Here is an 18,137-nt window from a genome sequence, read left to right as displayed (position 1 = left end):
GAATATTCACCACAGGCGGCCCACTGATCCTGCTAGCCGTCCATCGCCTCAACCTCGTCGCCCGCAGGCCGCAAGACCTTCAACCTGCCTCAGCCCAGCCGCGCCGTATACGGCCCATCGCGCCAGTGGCTTACCATCGTCGGCACTGCGCCTGCGGCAGCGGCCTTGCCGGTGCTGCAGCATGACCAACACACACTGCGAAACGGCCGGAAACAGCCGTTCCGCACTGCAAGCAATACGAATGACTGGATACGACGATGACACAGCATGATGGACGCGGCGGACGGCCGCCACGCGACGGCGGCTCCGGTGCCTCGCACAACCCGTGGGGCCGCGTTGCGCCGCGCACGCCTGCGCCACGTAGCGCAGGGCCCCGCGCGCCGGCGCAGCGCACCCCCGCCATTGCGCCACCGCCCGCCGCTGCGGCGAGCAGCAACGCGCGCGAGGTGCGGCTGTACGGCATCAATGCTGTGCAGGCCGTGTTCAAGGCGCGCCCGGAGGCGCTGCGCAAGCTCTATCTGAGTGAGGCGCGCATTCCACAGTTCAAGGCGCTGCTGGCCTGGTGCGTGACTCAACGCATCGGCTATCGCGTGGTGGAAGAGGCCGATCTGAGCAAGCTCGCTGCCAGTGCGCACCATGAAGGCATCGTGGCCGAGGTGCTGCGCGTCACCCCGCAATCGTTGCAGGAGTGGCTGGCCGCCTTGCCGCAGGGCCCGGTGCTGGCGCTATGGCTGGATGGGGTGGGCAACCCGCATAACTTCGGCGCGATGTTGCGCTCGTCAGCGCACTTCGGCGTTGCGGGTCTGTTGCTGCCGGCCGCCTCCACGCTCGGCTTGTCCGGCGCAGCGGCACGGGTGGCCGAAGGCGGTGCCGAGGCGGTGCCGCTGGTGCAACTGCCCGACACCGCAACCGCGATGGCGCAATTGCGTCAGGCTGGTTTCGCCATTGCTGCCACGCTGGTGGATGGCGGCCAGGATGTGTTCGCCGCCGCGTTGCCGCAGCGCCTGGTGTACGTGATGGGCGCAGAGAGCGAAGGCATGGACCGCGCATTTGCGCGCGACTGCGATCTGCAGCTGTCGATCCGCGGCAGCGGCAAGGTGGAAAGTCTCAACGTCGCCTCGGCCACTGCAGTCTTCCAGGCCGCCTGGCACGCACGCGTGCTCACCGGAGAACACTGATGTTGCATCTTTCTGCGTTGCTGCTTGCGAGCAGTTATGTGTTCAGCGCGAGCGCGTTTGCTGTAACGCCTGCCGCACCTCCCGAGGTGCGCACCGATCATGGCGCGGTGCGCGGCCAATGGCAGGACGACGGTAGCGCAGTGTTCCGGGCAATTCCCTTTGCCGCGCCGCCGCTGGGCGCGCTGCGTTGGCGCCCGCCGCAGCCCATTGCGCCATGGACGCAGGTGCGTGATGCCACCCAGGCCGCTACGCCATGCGTGCAGCCGGCACTGGGGTGGAACAACGCCATGGCCAAGCGCGGTACCGAGGATTGCCTGTACGTCGAAGTGCAGACGCCCAAGCTGCATCCGGCCAAGCCGCTGCCGGTGTTCGTGTGGATCCACGGTGGTGCCAATGTGGCCGGCGGCGCCGATGGGCATCTGCCCACCAACCTGGTGGCGCAGGACATGCTGGTAGTGACGCTGCAATACCGGCTGGGCGTGCTGGGCTTCCTGTCGTTGCCGGAGCTGAGTGATGGCGACAACGAAGCCGCCGGTAATGTTGCCTTGCTCGACCAGATCGCTGCGCTGCGATGGGTGCACGACAACATCGCGCAGTTCGGTGGCGACCCCGCGCGAGTGACCATCGCTGGGCAATCGGCTGGCGGCCAGGATGTAGGTCTTTTGATGCTCAGCCCGCTCGCGCGCGGCCTGTTTTCGGCGGCGATCGAACAGAGCGGCACCGCCGGCTTCGGCCTGCCGGCGCGCAGCCTGGAAGATAACCGTGCACTGGGTGTCAGCATCGCCAAGCGTGCAGGTATCGACGATCCGGCCACGCGCCTGGCGCAGCTGCGCGCATTGCCGGCCGAGCAACTACTCAAGGCCGCGCAAGGCGTGGATGTGCCGGCGCTGGATGACGACGGCTACATCTGGCTGCAGGCGGTGGTCGATGGACGCGCGCTGCCACGTGCGCCGGCCGAACTGCTGGCTGCCGGCGCGCAGGCAAAGGTGCCGCTCTTGATCGGATATGTGGTGCAGGAACTGCGCTATGGCGGCGAGGAGGGCGCCCAGAAGCGGGTGCGCCGCGACTATCCCGACCAAGCCGATGCCATCCTGCAAACGCATCGCGCCGACATCGCGCAGCGCGCCGCGCGGCAAGGCAATGCGTCCATGCAGTTGTCCACCGATCTCACCTTCCGCTGCCCGGCGGTGACCATGGCGCAACGCCAGGCTGCGCTGGGCGTACCGGTCTGGCATTACATGTTCGATACCGCCGTGTCCGGTGGGCAGGTGACGCATAGCGCGGAGTTGCCGTTCCTGTTCAAGAACCTGCCGATCGGCCAGCCGCCGGTGAGCCTACAGCGCTATTGGGCCGCGTTCGTGCGGCATGGCAATCCGAATACCAAGGGACTGCCTGCCTGGCCGGCGTTTGCACCGACGCATGCAGGGCTACAGTTCGATGCGCGTGGCGTGTATCAGATCAAGGACGTTCGCCCGGGCGCGTGTGCGCATCTCGATCTGCCGTAAGCACGCGCACTGCCAGGCAGTGCGCGCGCAAGCGATTTAGCGCGGACAGCCAGGTCCGCCAAAATAGAAACCTCCGGTGCGCATCTCCGGCGCTGGGCTGGCGCGAGTGACGCCGGTTCCCAGCGCATACGGATAGCCGTAGCCAACCAGCGCCATCGTGTAGCAGGCCGGCTGGACCACACTCATGTTCGATAGCGCCCGCACCGGATAAGTGGTCATGTTGGCATCGCGATAGAAGTGGTTGGCCTGGAATGCTGCTTGTCCATAGCCGGCGGTCGCGAACTGACCACTACCCATGCGTGGGCTGGGAATGCCACTCCTGGTCGAAACTTCGCCGCCGGCTGTCACATATCCGGCATGTCCTTCGCCGAGCTCGCCCGAGTACAGGGTGGCCTTGTAGTAGCCGATCCATTCGCCGTCGATGCGTAACCACCAATTGCCGTCGGTATTGCGCTGAAACTCCACGCCCATCAGCGTCTGCTTGCCCTGCAACACTGTAGCCTGCACTGGGACGACTCCCTAGGATTTGCCGGTTACTGGTCTGCACGAAATCGGCGCAATCCAGATTGTGGCAGCCGGTATGGGCATAGCCGTCCTGGGTGGAGTAGATGAATACGATCGGAAGATTGCCCCAGCCTGCGGCTGGCTGCGCTTCCCAACCCACTTCCAAGGTTTGTGTTTGCTGGGTGTCGCTCTGACCGACGATCCACACTTGACTGATGGTCTGTTGCTCGTCGCTACTGCGCAAGGTTGGCGCCCACAGGTTGATGTCGGCACCGGCGCCGGTGACCGCGGCATTGCCGGTGTCGAAGTACACCGTGGAATAGTAGTGACCGTCGGACACGGCAGCCGGGCTGACGCTGGTGCGGCTGGCCGCCAGCGGCAGGCTATCCGATTGCAGGAAGGCTTGCAGGTTCGCGTGCCGGGCGAGGTCGGCGATGCCGATGCGTTGCAGCGGAACGGTGCCTTGCGGGCAACGCTGTGCATCGGTCGCCGCTGCCTGCGGGCCACGCGCAGCAAGCTGCGGCGGTGTCGCCGCCTGCCGCCCATCGCGCATGCCCGGCTGTTGTGCCTGTGCAATGCAGTCGAATACCTGCGGACCTTGATGCAGCGTGGCAAGTACCGACAGCCCGTTATAACGATTGAACAGATAGCGTTGCATCTCGGCGAACGCGGTCGGGTCGGCGACCTTGGCCGTCGCCGCGCGATGGGCGTAGTCGCTGCGCGTCTGGGTTTGCCAGAACTGCTGGAAGTCGGCAGTGACTTGCGGAAATGCCAACGATAGCGCGCGCACTGCGTTGCGCCGCCTCTTGCCCATCGACCACCTGCGTGGTGGCGGCGGTGCGCAGCAACGGCGGCATCCACGTGTCGATCTGCTGATCGCGGCTGGCCGAAATGGAGGGCGCCAGCAGGTTGGCCGCCATGCTTGGCGACGCGAGGGCGCAGGCGATCAGCAGGGGCAGCAAGCAGCGGGCACGTTGTGGCCGAGACGAATGAAGGGGCATCGAGGTCTCCTTTGCGCCATGGAGAGACTGCGTGCACGCGGCGTAACATTCAGCACAGTGCAATCGACACGGCGACCGCGCTGTGCGCGATGTGTGCCGGCGATGAAGCGTGTGCATGGTAGTGCCCGCTAGCGCGTCTGCACGTGCGGCGTCGCGTTGCGTGACCGAAGGCATGTAACAAGCGCGATGGGCTACGCCTAAGCGTCATTGCATGCAATGCAATGACGCCCACGGAACGACACATTGCGCAACCGTGGCGGCGATCACCTCATTGCCGGCCGGCTACCTCTCCTCTGCCTGCAGCCTGATTGCGACACCGCCGCTAGCCGCCAATGTCAGCCGCAGCGTGTCCTGCTGGCTGAGCGTACGGGTGTCGATGCGTACCTGTGTTGGTGCTTGGCCATCGGCATAAATAGTGGCCGTCCAGTTGCCCCTGCCCAGGAACGACAACGGCACCTCCATCGTGCGCGCCTGCTCGTTGGTCATCGCACCCACATACCAGTCTTTGCCGCTACGCCGCGCTATTGCAATGTGTTCGCCGATGGCGCCGTCCAATGCGCGCGTCTCGTCCCAGCTTGCAGGCACGTCGCGCAGGAACTGCGCCGCAGGCACGTTTTCGTATTGCTCGGGACTGTCGGCAACCACCGCAAACGGACTTTCGTAGACCACGTACATCGCCAGCTGCTGCGCACGCGTGGTCATCACCTGCGGCCCAAAGTGCTGTGGCTTGAAGTCAGCCGGGCGGACATTGCGGAAGCCGCCGGGCGTGTAATCCATCGGCCCGAGCAACATGCGCGTAAACGGCAGCGTGAAATTGTGCGTAGCGGTGATGCGCGCGCTCCACTTGTTGTACTCGGCACCGAGTACACCCTCTTGAGTGAGGTAGTTCGGATAAGTGCGGGTCAGCCCGGTCGGGTGATACGCACCGTGCAGATCTACCAGTAACTTGTGCTCGGCAGCCTTGCTCAGCAGGCGATGGTAGAAGTCCACCATCTGCTGATCGTCGCGGTCCATGAAATCGACTTTGATGCCCTTGATACCGAGTTGCTGGTACCAGGTGAGCGCTTCGTCCATGTGCGCATCGAGCGCGCGCCAGTGCGCCCACAGCCACAGCCCGACGTCGCGCTTGCGCGCGTAGTTCACCAGACCGGGCAGATCGAGGTGCTCGACCGGACGGAGAATATCCGCATCGGCGTTGTACTGACCATCGCCGGTACTGCCGTAATACCAACCATCGTCGATCAGCATGTATTGCAGCTTCAATTCCTGCGCGTGGTCGATGTAGCGCTGGATGCTGGCGGTATTCATGCCCGGGTTTGCCACGCCGCTGGCCAGGCTGCCCGACCACCAATCCCACGCCGATTTGCCCGCGCGTACCCAACCCGCATCGAAGGCGGGCGGCGGATTGAGTGCAGAAATCAGGTTGGATTCGATCAGGCTCGCCGGGTTGTCGGCTAACATGATCACGCGCCATGGCGTCGCAAAATCGCGGCCATGAGCATCGATGCTGACCGCCACCGTGGGGTCGTCCAGGCGCGGCGACAGTTTTGCCGCTACGCCCAGCCTGCCATCGGGCCGGCCGGTGAGATACAAGCCGGCGTAATCGCGCAGATTCGCTTCGCCGATCGCAAGCGTGGTGCCATTGACATCGGTCTGGCACACCAGCGGTAACTCAAGCAGATTGTGCGCGCGCAATTTGGATGCGGCGATCGCATCGTATTCGCCCTCGTGACTGGTTCCGAAGCGACCCAGATTCAAGTTCCAGCAGCGGTAATCCTGCGGGAACGCGAAGCTGGTGAGTTCATCGCGAATGCGAACCTGCCCTGCATCCGGAAGCACGTAACGCAGCGCGACACCGTCGTCATACGCACGCAATTCGATGTTGAGCTTGCGCTGTTTCGCATCGATCAGCTGCACGCGCAGTTCTCGATAATGGTCGCGTACCTGTCGCGTCTTTCCAACCGTCAAGGTAAAGCGGCTGTCGTGCAGCTCGGTTGTACTGCGTTGTAGCGTCATGTCCTGGCCGAGCCTGTTACCGCGGCCCAGATCCAGCCCGAGCGGTGCATCGTCGAGCACGAGCGTGTTGCGATACAGCACGCGATAGCTGGGTACGCCGCCGGCGAGTAACGTGAATTCCACTTGCGTACGTGCATCGGGTGATTGCACGCGTAAGTGCTGTGCGACAGCGGGTGCAGCGATCAAACACAACAACGCGCATGCCGCAGCGAATGCGGACTGGATCAGGTTTCGCATGATTCCCTCCTCCTGGGATTGCTAACCCTAACGCAGAAAGGTTGTTGTCGATATCTAGCTGGGGTAACGTTACCTCGCACCATGGCCGCTGAAACAGGGGCGGCAGCCACGGGCGGCATCACTAAGGACATGACGCAAAACGTCTGAAAGACGGTTTGCCGATTGCGTCGAAGCGATGTGCACCGTTGTGTGGCAGTAGAGCTTGGGAGAGGCCTCTAATGCTGATGGTTCGCAACGCGTTCCGACGTGGAGCGCTGTGGTTGTTGTGTGGCTGCATGGGCTGGACTGCAGTGGAGGCTGCGCCTGCCAATGACCCGCCTGGTCCGTACGACGTGCGTGTGCTTGCGGGCGGCGTTGCGCTGAACAAGCAGCTCGCCACCGGGACGCCGTTGTTGTCTGCCAATGCGGACTGGAGCGTCTCCGGATGGGTGCGCCCATCACGTTCGATCACAGGCCCTGCATTGATTGCCGGCGTCGGCGATCCGCAAGGCGCCGGCCGCTACTTCACGATTGATGGCGGCAAACTCGGCTTTACGCAGGGCGCCGACAACGTGCTGCGTAGTACACACCCTTTGCCGGCACAGACCTGGACGCAAGTGGCGGCAGTGGCACGGGGCACACGTCTGACGCTGTACGCCAACGGCCGCAAGGTTGCCAGTGGTCGCGTGCAACAGGCGGCCGTTGCGCCGATGCTGGTGTTCGGCCCACGCCCACAACCAGCGGCGTATACGCAACACTTCGGCGGCGATATCGCAGGCTTTACTGCGCAGGCTGGTGCGCTGGATGCCGATGCCATTGCACGGCTCGCCGTACATGCGCCGGATCCGGCACTGCAACGCTTCGAAGATGCATCGCCAAGTTGGCGCTTACAGGTCAAACAGATGGCCGGCCAGCTCGAGCCACAGCCGGCTGCAACGCTGCCGCGCAGCGCCGCTGCGTTCTCGGCGCCGGTTGCGCAGCAGGTACCGCATGCGCCTGCGCTGCAAGCGCTGGACGCCACATCCTGGCGTGTGGGTGCATGGCAACTGGCTGCTGCACCCGAGCTTGGGCAAGCGAACGGCGCCACGCTGTCGCGTAGCGACTACGCCGCCGGCAAGGCCGCATGGCGTGCGGCCACCGTACCCGGTACCGTGCTCACCACACTGGTCGACCGTGGGGTGTATCCGGATCCGGATATCGGCCTCAACAATATGGCCATCCCCGAAGCGCTGAGTCGGCAGGATTGGTGGTACCGCAGCAGTTTCGACGTTCCTGCCGCCGCGCAAGGCAAGCGTCTGGAATTGCTGTTCAACGGTATCAACTATGCCGGCGAAATCTGGGTCAACGGTGTGGAGATTGGCCGCACGCGCGGTGCGTTCGCACGCGGTCGTTTCGATGTCAGCAAACAGCTCAAGCCCGGTCGTAACACGATCGCGGTGCGGGTGTCGCCGCCGCCACATCCCGGCATTGCGCACGAGCAATCGATGAGCGCAGGCGTTGGCGAAAACGGTGGTATGCAGGCCCTGGATGGGCCGACCTTTATCGCCAGCGAGGGTTGGGATTGGATTCCCGCCGTGCGCGACCGCAACGCCGGTCTGTGGCAAGACGTGCAACTGCATGCCAGTGGCCCGCTCGCACTCGGCGATACCCAGGTGTTGACCGCGCGGCTGGCGCCGGATCATCAAACTGCCGAGCTCGAAATCAATGTGCCGCTGCGCAACGACACGGCCGCTGCGGTGCACGGCACTGTACAGTTGGCCTTCGGCGATGTGACGATCCAGCGCCAGGTGACAGTGCCGGCCGGCGGCAGCGCGCTGAAGTTCACCGCGGCCGATACGCCGCAGCTGCGCATCGCCAATCCGCGGCTGTGGTGGCCGAACGGCTACGGCGAGCCAGCGCTGTACACGCTGCAGATTGGTATCGATGTGGCGGGCGCGCGTTCGGATGCGCAGCAGCTGCGCTTTGGCATTCGCGAGGTGACCTACGAACTGTCGTTGTTCGACGACGATGGCGCACTGCGCCGCGTGCTGGTCGATCTCAACCAGGCCCGCCAGCGTGGTGAACGCATCGTCGATGTGCGCCATGCAGCGATTCGGCCGGTTCCCGGTGGTCATGCGCAATCGCTGTATCCCGCTGCGCTGACCTCGCCGGCAGTGCAACAGCTGGACGATTCCACGCTGGCTCCGCATCTGGTCATCCGCATCAACGGCGTACGTATTGCGGTGAAGGGCGGTAACTGGGGCATGGACGATTGGCGCAAGCGCGTGTCGCGTGAGCGGTTGGAGCCGTACTTCCGCCTGCAGCGCGATGCGCATTTCAATGTGGTGCGCAATTGGGTCGGGCAGAACACCGAAGCAAGCTTCTTCGAGCTGGCCGACGAATACGGCATGTTGGTGCTCAATGATTTCTGGCAGTCCACGCAGAACTACAACATGGAGCCGGCCGACGCGGCACTGTTCCTGGACAATGCCGCTGAAGTGATCAAACGCTTCCGCAATCATCCCTCCATCGTATTGTGGTTTGGCCGCAACGAAGGCGTGCCAGCGCCCATTCTCAACGAAGGCCTGGACACGCTGGTCGCCGAACTCGACGGCACACGCTGGTACACCGGCAGTTCCAACGAGATCAATCTGCAGGGCAGTGGGCCGTACAACTACCGCGAGCCGGTGGCGTACTTCAACACATTGGCGCAGGGTTTCTCGGTGGAAGTGGGCACGCCATCGTTTTCCACGCTGGAGTCGTTCAAGGCGTCGGTGCCGGCAGTTGGCGACCAATGGCCGATCAGCGATGCGTGGGCGTATCACGACTGGCACCAGTCCGGTAACGGCGACACCAACAGCTTCATGCGCACGCTTACCGACAAGCTGGGCGCACCGACCAGCCTGAACGATTTCGAGCGCAAGGCGCAGCTGCTCAATTACGAAACCCATCGCGCCATCTTCGAAGGCTTCAACGCGCAGTTGTGGAGCAAGAACAGCGGGCGCCTGCTCTGGATGAGCCACCCGGCGTGGCCGAGCAACATGTGGCAGATCTACAGCCACGACTACGACACCCACGCCGCTTATTACGGCGTGCGCAATGCGGCCGAGACGCTGCATGTGCAGATGAACCTGCCGGGGCATGAGGTGGTGGTGGTCAACAACGCCGCCGAGCCGGTACGCGGGCTGCGCGTGCGTGCGCAGGTGTATGCCAATGACGGCACGCTGCTGCAACAGCGCGAACAAGCGCTGGATGCCGCAGCGGTGGCAGTGTCGGCGCCCGTGCTGCAGTTGGCGCCGTTGCTGAAGGATACCAACGGGTTGGGCTTTGTGCGTTTGCAGTTACTCGACCGCGATGCGGTAGTGCGATCACGCAACTTCTATTGGGTGGCGCGCGATGCAGCGGCGATGCGTGGACTGGGCGCACTCGCGATGGTGCCGCTGCAGCTCACCACGCAGCTGCAGGAGGGCAACGAGGCCGTGCTGCGCGCCACTGTGCGCAATCGGTCGCAGCAGGTGGCGCTCAATACCAAGCTGACCCTGGTGGACGCGCAAGGCCACCGCATCCTGCCGGCGTACTACAGCGACAACTATCTGAGCCTGGTGCCAGGCGAAGAGCGCGTGGTGGAAATTCGCGGTCCGTCCGCGGCCATCTTGCGCAACGCCACACTGCAATTACGTGGCTGGAATGCCGAACCATCGACAGGCGTCGCCAGCGGGCCTCCGTAGCAACGTCTGCGTGTTGCCGCGCCGTGCCGTGCACGGTACTCGCACTGACGCACCGCCTGGTGCGTCAGCCAATACCGCATTGCCGTGCCGATAATGCCAGTCGAAACGGTCGTGGATTTGTCATCCCTGGGAGGGGACCATGAACAAGCTGCATTCGAACACCCGCCATACCCCATTGGCCGCCGCACTCGCGACTGCGCTCACCCTGCTTGCCGGCGGTGCGAGCGCACAAGACACTGCCACCACTCCAGGCGTCACCGAACTGGACAAGGTGATGGTCAAGGGCGTGCGCGGTGCGCAGGCCGAGGCCATCGAAAACAAGCGCAGCGCCGCGCAGATCATCGATTCGATCTCTGCCGAAGACATCGGCAAATTGCCCGACGTCACCATCACCGATTCGCTGCAGCGCGTGCCTGGCGTGCAGATCCGGCGCTCGGCCGGCGAAGGTTCGCAGCTCAATATCCGCGGCATGCCGCAGGTGCAGACCACCATGAATGGTGAGTTGTATCTGAGTGCAGGTGGCGGCGATCAGTATGGTCAGCCGAACATCGGCCGCGCACAGCCGGACTTCGTGGATATTCCACCGACGTTGTTCAGTGGCGTAGACGTCATCAAATCGCCCACCGCCGCCGATCTGGATGGCGGCATCAGCGGCACCGTCTCGTTGAAGACGCGGAGACCGTTCGATCTGCCGGAAGGCTGGACCTTCAGCGGTCAGGCCGAAGGCTCGTACGGCGATCGGGTGCAGAAGGCCAACGCGTTGTATTCGGGGCTGGCCAGCTTCCGCACCGAGCGTTGGGGTGCATTGCTGGCGGTGTCGTATTCGGACGCCACACTGGAAAACAAGCATCCCAGCGTCTATTCCAACGGCGCACAAAAATCCACTGAACAGGACGTCGGTTTCGATTTCAACGGCAATGGACGTATCGGCAGCAATACCGACCCGAGTAATCTGCCACGCGACTATTTCTACAATTGGGTTGCCACCGAACTGGATAACCGCAGCACTGATCGCCAGCGCACCGGCGTCAACGGCTCCTTCCAGTTCAACATCAACGCTTCGTGGACGGTGTTGGCGGACGCGGCCTACACCAAGCTCGAAGACCACGACACCTCTGTTGCCGCGCAGCTGCACACCGGTTGGGCGACCAATCAGTTGCAGCCCGGATCGGTGGTCGATTCCAATGGCGTGCTGGAGTACGGCAACTTCCGTTACAACCGCTTTCAGGCGCATTCGATGGCTGGGGTGGCCGATTCGGATGCGCTCAATACCAATCTGGAATTGCGTTACGACGACGGTGGCCCGTTCCGCGCTTCGTTCCGTTGGGTGCATGGCGATGCGCAGCGCGCCTACGACGAGGCGCGTGCCGACGCGGCGGTGACGCGCGGCGACCAGATCCCACGTGCCGGCGGCGTGACCCAGTGGGCCAACGTCAACGGCCTGCCCACCGTGGATGCATCGGTGGATTTCCGCGGCACCTATCCGGCGGTGAACCTCGCTACCGATGTGTCCAATCCAGACAACTGGCAGCTGATGTCCACCTGGGCGCAGGGCAACAAGATCGAGGCCAAGATGGACGCATTGCGCGCCGACGGCACCTTCGAATTCGATGAGGGCGTGGTGCGTGGCTTCCAGTTCGGCATTCGCTATGGCGAGCGCGATTTCAAGCTGGATACCTATCGTTATCTGTCGCCGGTGTCGTCCAGCTGCGCCGACCCGAACCGTTCGTTGTACTACTACAAGGATCCGCTGATTGTGGATACCTGCAGTGGCGTGTCCGAAGCGCGCTTGCTGCCGTTCAATTCGATTCCCGGTTATTGGGCGTATTTCAACGACTTCGATCCGCTCAAGGTGACCGGCCTGGGGAGCCAGGGTCTGCCGGCGATCAACCCGCAGGTAATGAAAGACCCTATCGCCTATCTCAACAGCTTGTATCCGGGCAACGTGGCGTATCAGCAGGCGGCCGATTCGTATCAGGTCACCGAAAAAACCAGCTCGGCCTATTTCATGGCCAACCTGGAAGGCGGCACCGGCACGCGCGTGCCGTGGACGGCCAACATTGGTGCACGCATCGTGCAGACCAAGCTGGCAATCGACCAGTACTTGAGCAGCGGCAACGTCTACATCGGCAATGTCGAATGGAATGGCGTCAGTCCGGCGATCGGCACCAACCGCCTCAATCGTCAGTACACCGATGTGCTGCCCAGCGCCAATCTGTCGCTGGACATCACCGACGCGCAGAAGCTGCGCTTTGCCTACAACAAGGCGGTTGCGCGTCAGGATCTGCCGGATCTGGGACGCGGTCTGGTGAGCTTCTATGCGGTCAACGGCACGCCGCCACGTAACCCGTCGCTGCCATCGGATGCGGTGCTGTTTCTCAACGGGCGCTCGGGCAATCCGGATCTGGATCCGTATCGCGCCACCAACTACAACGCCTCGTGGGAATGGTATTTCGCCGATGCCTCGTTGATCAGCGTCGGTGCGTTCCTTATCGATGTGAAGTCGTTCCCCACCACCGTCACCAACATCGAGCCATTGCCCGATGCGGATGGCGTCGTGCGCGCGGGCGGTCCGGTCGAGCGCATCGTCAATGGTGGTGGCGGCAAGATCAAGGGTTTCGAAATCGGTTACCAGCAGGCCTTCGATTTCCTGCCGGGCTGGTTGAGCGGCTTCGGCACCAACATCAACTACACCTTCTCCGATGCCGATACCGACAGCGCCGATATCGAGGGCAACACGCTGCCGATCGGCGACAACTCCAAGCATCAGGCCAACGCGGTGCTGTGGTATCAGAAGGACAAGCTGCAAGCGCGCGTGGCCTACAACTGGCGCAGCAAGCGTTTCAGTCAGGTCAATAGTTCCGCATGGGGCGATGAGCTGGCGATCTGGAACGATGACGTCGGCTATCTGGATGCGTCGTTGAGCTATGACGTCAACGAACACCTGACCTTGTACGCCCAGGCCACCAACCTGACCGGCGAAAGCGAGCGCCGTTACGCGCAGTGGACCAATCACTACTTCGACCAGAACATCTTCGAGCGCCGTTACTACGCAGGTCTGCGTTTGCGCTTCTGATGTGATGCGCTGAATGCAATGCATCGATGTGCGACACGGCGCAACCCCGCGCCGTGATGCATATGCTGTTCTGTCACGCCTCTCCAAGCGGTCATTGTGCATTCTTCCCGTCGCCGTTTGATACGGCGCTGCAGTCCGCTCGGCGGTAACGCCGAACACCCTCCCATTCGGCCGCATCGTCGGGAAGCGATACGGTTTTTTTTGCGTGTGGCGCCGACGCCTGTCCACTCGTGCCGGCAGTGGAGATGCCGTTGCGTGCCTTCTTCGCTTATCGTCGATGGAGCGCCATCGTTCGGGCGCTATGTTCAATAATGGGTTTGCGAATTTCCTGATTCGCCCTGACCTTCAGCTGCAGCACCTGCGCACTTATCGCGAAACCAGCGCGATAGAAGGTCACGATGACGTCCTGGCTGGAAACGTCGGACCGGCTCCTCGCGTCAGCGATGCCGAAAGCGCACAGCATGTAAAACATCAGGAAAACCACGCTGTTTGCAGGACTCGAGCAAAAGTCTGGCTGAGGGTTAGGGCTACTCAGGCGAAATTTTGATTTCCAAGGCGATGCGGAGCTCGTGCAAGCATGGGTCGTCGATGAATGTGTGCACACACGCAAGTTTCTCCCGTTGCATGGTCGGTCAGCCATACGTAGCATTCGTGTTGCGGGCTCAACCATTATCGCTCGCACGCAAGTATCCGCTGATTGTGTATTTGATAAAGTCCCCCGAAAGGGCAATCCCTCCTTACATCAGGATTTCGCTCATGAAGATACTTTTTTCGATCAAGCACATGCTGGCCTCTCGCAAGAGTCTCAAGTCCTCCTCTTGGGGTTTATATATGTAAATGGCTCGAAGCGCGTTGCGGCTGTGCAATGGCAATGGCAGCCGCACCGTGTTTTCGTAGCGTTCTTCGTAATGTGAGTTAGTACGACCTCGCCCGCGCGAGGTGTGGCACTGCCGGACGCGGGCATCACCGAGCAGGAGGGCACATGCTTGCTTCCAGCGCTGATGGGTTTGCCAGGGCGACGGTGTTCGCACCGCGCTTGCAGGCGCTGTTGGGCGAGCACGTCGGCAAGGAGGTTTTCCGGCTGGATGCAGATACGGTGGGCGTTGCTGGTGCCGAGTTGACGCACCGATTGCTTGATGCGCGTGCGGCGACCGAAGCGGAGCGACCCACCTTCAAGCCGCTGCATGGGCGCTCGATCCCGCGCACCGACGCCTCCAAACTGATGCAGGCCCTCGGGCGCGATGTGCGCGAAGCGTTGAAGCGTCCTGTGTCGGCTGACCTGGATTTATGCGGGCCATGGCCGCACGTGGGTCATGTGTATCTGCGCGATCTGTTGTTGGCTGGCGATCCGCTGCGATTGCGCCTGTTGATGGATCGCATGCTTCAGTTGACGCCGAAGTTGACCTGGGCTGTCATCGCCGCCGGCGCGGCAATGCCGTTCAAACTGCAGTACAACGCCTCGGCCCTGGCCACGTTGACCGCAGCAGCCGGCAGCTACGATGAGCGCCGCTACGCAATGGGCTTGTATCGGCGCACGGCGGCGCCGGTGTGTCTCAGTATTTCGACACTGGTGGCGAATGCGCTATGGCTGGGATCGCCCTTCGATCCAGCAGTGCCCAGCCGTCATATCGTCTACGAATCGCTGCGCTTGCTGCCGCCGTCATGGAACATCCTGCGTAACGCATCGCCGGAATATCCTGCGCTTGATAGCCGCATCGGCAGTGGCGACGATGTGCTGGTGCTGCCATTGCTGAGTCATCGCGATCCCGCGCTGTGGGAGGATCCGGAGGCTTTTCGGCCAGAACGCTGGGATCACCTCGATCCGGACAATCACCCCGGCTATCTTCCGTTCGGGCCCGCGGCCGAGCGCTGTTGGGCGCGCCACATGGTAATGCCACTGGCCGAGCGCTTGTTGGATGCCCTGCGCAGTCAGGGTTTGGCCGTTAATCCCAAGCAACGTACGGCGATGGTTCCGTTGATGAGCCTGCTGGGCGTTGCACAGGTCGATGTCGTGCGCCAATAGACAACCGGTGGTGGCAACTGCGCGCTGTTGCGCTATCCCTTCGCCGGCCCGGCCGTGGAGCCACGCTTGACCAGCGTGTACTTCATCACCTGATGCACGCCGGGTGCGGTGTCGCCCTTGCGGCGTTGACGAATCGCATCGGCCAGTAACGAGACGGCGGCGCGGCCCATCGCGGTGACGGGTTGATGCACGGTGGTGAGTTCGGGCCAGATGGTGGTGGCCACCGGCGTGTCGTCGAAGCCGGCGATGGAGACATCTTCGGGCACGCGCAAGCCCAATCCATGCGCAACCGCCACCGCTGCGGCCGCCATGTCGTCATTGCTGCAAAAGATCGCAGTTGCGGGTTGCGGCTGGGCCAACAGGTTGCGCGCGGCGAGCAGCCCAGAGCGATAGGTGAACAACCCTTCGGCGATCAATCCATCTGCGACAGGTAAGCCGGCGGCTTGCATGCTGTCGAGATAGCCGTTGGCGCGCAGTGCGCTCGGGGTGTGTTTGGGGTCGCCCTTGATCAAGGCAATGCGACGATGCCCAAGTTCGATCAGGTGGTCGACGATGGCACGTGCGGCCTGGTAGTCGTCGATCCGCACCGAGCTGATTTGCGCCATGGGTGCGCCACTGGCCACAGCAACCACCGGGATGCCGCGTGCATCGAGTTCGGTAATGGTCTGGCGCGAGTCGCATAACGGCGGCGGCAGGATCACGCCATCGACGCCGGCAGCGAGCAGGCGCTCGGTCGCCGCCCGCTGGCTGCGGATGGCGCCGCACTTTTCCACCATGACCTGGCTGCCAGTGAGGCTGCTCTGTTCGAGCAGGCCGAGCATGAATTGATTGAGATAGGCCGCGCTCGGGTTGCTATACAACACGCCGATACGCAGCAACCCGCTGGTGCGTAACGAGCGGCCGGCGAGATTTGGCCGGTAGCCCAACGCCTGCACCGAGGACTCCACGCGCGCCCGCATATCTTCGCCGACATGCGGGTGGCGGTTGATCACGCGCGAAGCGGTCATCGGCGAGACACCGGCGTGTTTGGCGACATCCAACAACGTCGCCGCATTGTTCGCACTGCGTTGCCGCTTGGCCACCATTGTGTGTGCTCATCCTGGGTAGAAGCGAATGCGCGCTACAGATTCGAGGTTTAAGGCGACGACCAAAAGCAACCAATCAAGCGCGTTGTGCAGTGCCAGCGGCGGCGATGCGTCACCGCTGCGCAGAACATGTATGCGCCGCTGCCGAGCACGTGATGCGTGCCCACCTGGCGTGACGCATTGCGAGTGGCAGCTGCTTCAAAGCAACTGCCACTTGCGAGACGAACAAGCCGATCTACGCAATCACCATCGCCCGGCCTGCTGCGATTCTTGCATGCATCTGGCGCTTGCAGATCAGCAAGGCACTGCCTACACCCAGCACCCGACGCACGCGCCAGACATTGCGCGTCGCTTACTCGTTCGGTGGTTGCACGCTCTTCGCGCGGCTGCCAAAGTCGCCATCGGCTTCTGCGGCCAGATATGCGAACACGGTGTAAGCAGCCACGTTCTGCGCGAGCGCCTTCGGGTCGATCTTGTCCAGCGTGTCGTCGGCGGTGTGGTGCAGGTCGAAGTAGTCGGTGCCATCCTGCGCCAGCCATCCCCAGGCACCACCCTTGGCAGAAATCGGCCCGACATCCGGACCAGGGCCGCCCTTGCTCGGTTCATACGCGATGCCCAGCGGTGCAAGCACCTCGGCAATCTGCTTGGTTGCTGCACGCGAGTCGTCTGGCGCAGCCGCGCCGGTGTTGAATGCGTAGATGCGCCCGGCGCCGAAGTCACTTTCCGCGCCGATCTGATGCAGCGCCATGTCCTTGGCATCCTTGCCGTGCGCTGCCGCATACGCCTTGCCGCCGTACAGACCCTGCTCCTCGTTGGCGAAGGCCACCACGCGAATGGTGCGCTTGGGGGCCTGCTTGAGTTGGCCGATCAGGTGGCCGGCGGCCATGGTGATCGCCACGCCGGCGCCGTCGTCGATCGCGCCGGTGCCCAGATCCCACGAATCCAGATGACCACCGATGACAACCACTTCCTTGGGCCTGCTGCGCCCGGTGATTTCGCCAATCACGTTGTACGAGGTGGCCGTGCCGTCCCAGCCGCAATCCAGCGCCAGCCGCACGCGCGTGCTGCCCAGTGCGGTGAGTCGCGCGAGTTGATTGGCATCGGGCACCGACAGCGCTGCAGCCGGCACCGGCGTCAGGCCTTCATCGAAGCGGGTGATGCCGGTGTGCGGCACGCGGTGCGAGTCGGTGCCGGCCGAGCGCATGACAAAGCCAATGGCGCCTTTGCGGATCGCTTCCGACGGGCCCTTGCTGCGCACCGCGCCGCCGTTGCCGTAATCCTTGCCGTCGCGCGCCTTGACCATCTGATAATCGACAAACGCGATCTTGCCGGCCAGCGAGCCGGCCGGCGCGGCCTGCAACGCAGCCAAATTCTCGAAGCGCACTACCTCGCCTTCGACGGTGCCGCCCGGGCTGCCGCCCAGTGCGGTGATGGTCAGCGGCTGCGCATGCGCACCGAGCACGGCAGCGCGTTCGCTGCGACGTTCCCATTTCGGAAAGGTCACCGGCTCGGTCCACACCTTGTCGAAGCCCAGCGCAGTGAATTTCGCCTTGGCCCAGGCCACCGCACGCAAGCCCGCTTCGCCACCGGCAATGCGCGGGCCCACTTCGGTGGTCAATGATTGGACCACCGCAAAGCCGGTGTTGTCGGCCAGCGCTTGCTCGCGTAGCTGCGCGGCGGTGCGCAATGCGCTGTCGGGGATGCTGGTCTGTGCGGCGAATGCGGAGGAGCAGGCGAGTAGGGCAGAGATGGCAACAGCGAGGCGACGCATGCAGGGCGGCTCCAACGATGAGGGGACGCCGAGCTTATCAGCGCGAAGTCCCCCG

The 18,137-nt window shown here is 63.2% G+C and carries 10 protein-coding genes and 1 pseudogene; 6 read left to right on the top strand and 5 right to left on the bottom strand.

Annotated elements, in window-relative coordinates:
- The first annotated feature begins 257 nt into the window (after positions 1 to 257).
- Together NX05_RS13930 and NX05_RS13925 are read left to right on the top strand one after the other, a co-directional pair.
- Positions 258 to 1,178 (top strand): TrmH family RNA methyltransferase, encoded by a 921-nt coding sequence (locus NX05_RS13930; RefSeq protein WP_039436270.1) that lies wholly within the window; start codon positions 258 to 260, stop codon positions 1,176 to 1,178.
- Positions 1,178 to 2,683, top strand: coding sequence for a carboxylesterase/lipase family protein (locus tag NX05_RS13925; protein WP_039436267.1), 1,506 nt, complete (start codon positions 1,178 to 1,180; stop codon positions 2,681 to 2,683). Before NX05_RS13930 ends, NX05_RS13925 begins: the two co-directional genes overlap by 1 nt.
- Before the next feature lie 36 nt (positions 2,684 to 2,719).
- Here NX05_RS13925 and NX05_RS24955 read toward each other — a convergent pair whose 3' ends face one another.
- From NX05_RS24955 to NX05_RS13910, 3 genes and pseudogenes are all read right to left on the bottom strand, one after another.
- Complete coding sequence (locus NX05_RS24955) at positions 2,720 to 3,154, bottom strand: neprosin family prolyl endopeptidase (RefSeq protein ID WP_039436264.1); 435 nt, start codon at positions 3,152 to 3,154, stop codon at positions 2,720 to 2,722.
- Between the two features lie 94 nt (positions 3,155 to 3,248).
- Positions 3,249 to 3,740, bottom strand: a pseudogene (locus NX05_RS24950) (neprosin family prolyl endopeptidase); the annotation flags it as partial.
- A gap of 730 nt (positions 3,741 to 4,470) precedes the next feature.
- Positions 4,471 to 6,441, bottom strand: a complete 1,971-nt coding sequence (locus NX05_RS13910) for a glycoside hydrolase family 97 protein (protein ID WP_039436262.1) — start codon at positions 6,439 to 6,441, stop codon at positions 4,471 to 4,473.
- Between the two features lie 218 nt (positions 6,442 to 6,659).
- Between NX05_RS13910 and NX05_RS13905 the strand changes: the two genes are divergently transcribed.
- The 4 genes from NX05_RS13905 to NX05_RS13890 all read left to right on the top strand — a co-directional run bounded on the left by NX05_RS13905 (position 6,660) and on the right by NX05_RS13890 (position 15,226).
- A complete protein-coding gene (locus tag NX05_RS13905; RefSeq protein ID WP_039436260.1) occupies positions 6,660 to 10,127 on the top strand; it encodes a glycoside hydrolase family 2 in 3,468 nt (1,155 codons plus the stop codon).
- Positions 10,128 to 10,266: 139 nt separating this feature from the next.
- Entirely contained in the window at positions 10,267 to 13,203 is a 2,937-nt protein-coding gene (locus tag NX05_RS13900) for a TonB-dependent receptor (protein ID WP_039436259.1), read from the top strand.
- Between the two features lie 747 nt (positions 13,204 to 13,950).
- Entirely contained in the window at positions 13,951 to 14,040 is a 90-nt protein-coding gene (locus tag NX05_RS25385; RefSeq protein WP_425477405.1) for a tryptorubin family RiPP precursor, read from the top strand.
- Between the two features lie 145 nt (positions 14,041 to 14,185).
- Positions 14,186 to 15,226: a cytochrome P450 gene (locus tag NX05_RS13890; protein ID WP_039436253.1), complete on the top strand. Its 1,041-nt coding sequence runs from the start codon at positions 14,186 to 14,188 to the stop codon at positions 15,224 to 15,226.
- Between the two features lie 32 nt (positions 15,227 to 15,258).
- Here the strand turns inward: NX05_RS13890 and NX05_RS13885 are convergent, their stop codons facing one another.
- Positions 15,259 to 16,311 (bottom strand): LacI family DNA-binding transcriptional regulator, encoded by a 1,053-nt coding sequence (locus tag NX05_RS13885; RefSeq protein WP_039436251.1) that lies wholly within the window; start codon positions 16,309 to 16,311, stop codon positions 15,259 to 15,261.
- Between the two features lie 352 nt (positions 16,312 to 16,663).
- The gene (locus NX05_RS13880; protein ID WP_039436248.1) at positions 16,664 to 18,082 is read right to left on the bottom strand and encodes a M20/M25/M40 family metallo-hydrolase; all 1,419 of its coding nucleotides are present in this window, start codon (positions 18,080 to 18,082) and stop codon (positions 16,664 to 16,666) included.
- Between the last annotated feature and the right edge of the window lie 55 nt (positions 18,083 to 18,137).

This window comes from Xanthomonas vasicola (assembly GCF_000772705.2).
Taxonomy (GTDB): domain Bacteria; phylum Pseudomonadota; class Gammaproteobacteria; order Xanthomonadales; family Xanthomonadaceae; genus Xanthomonas; species Xanthomonas vasicola.
The sequence above is the reverse complement of the archived record's forward strand: the minus strand, read 5'-3'. Positions and strand labels throughout refer to the sequence as shown.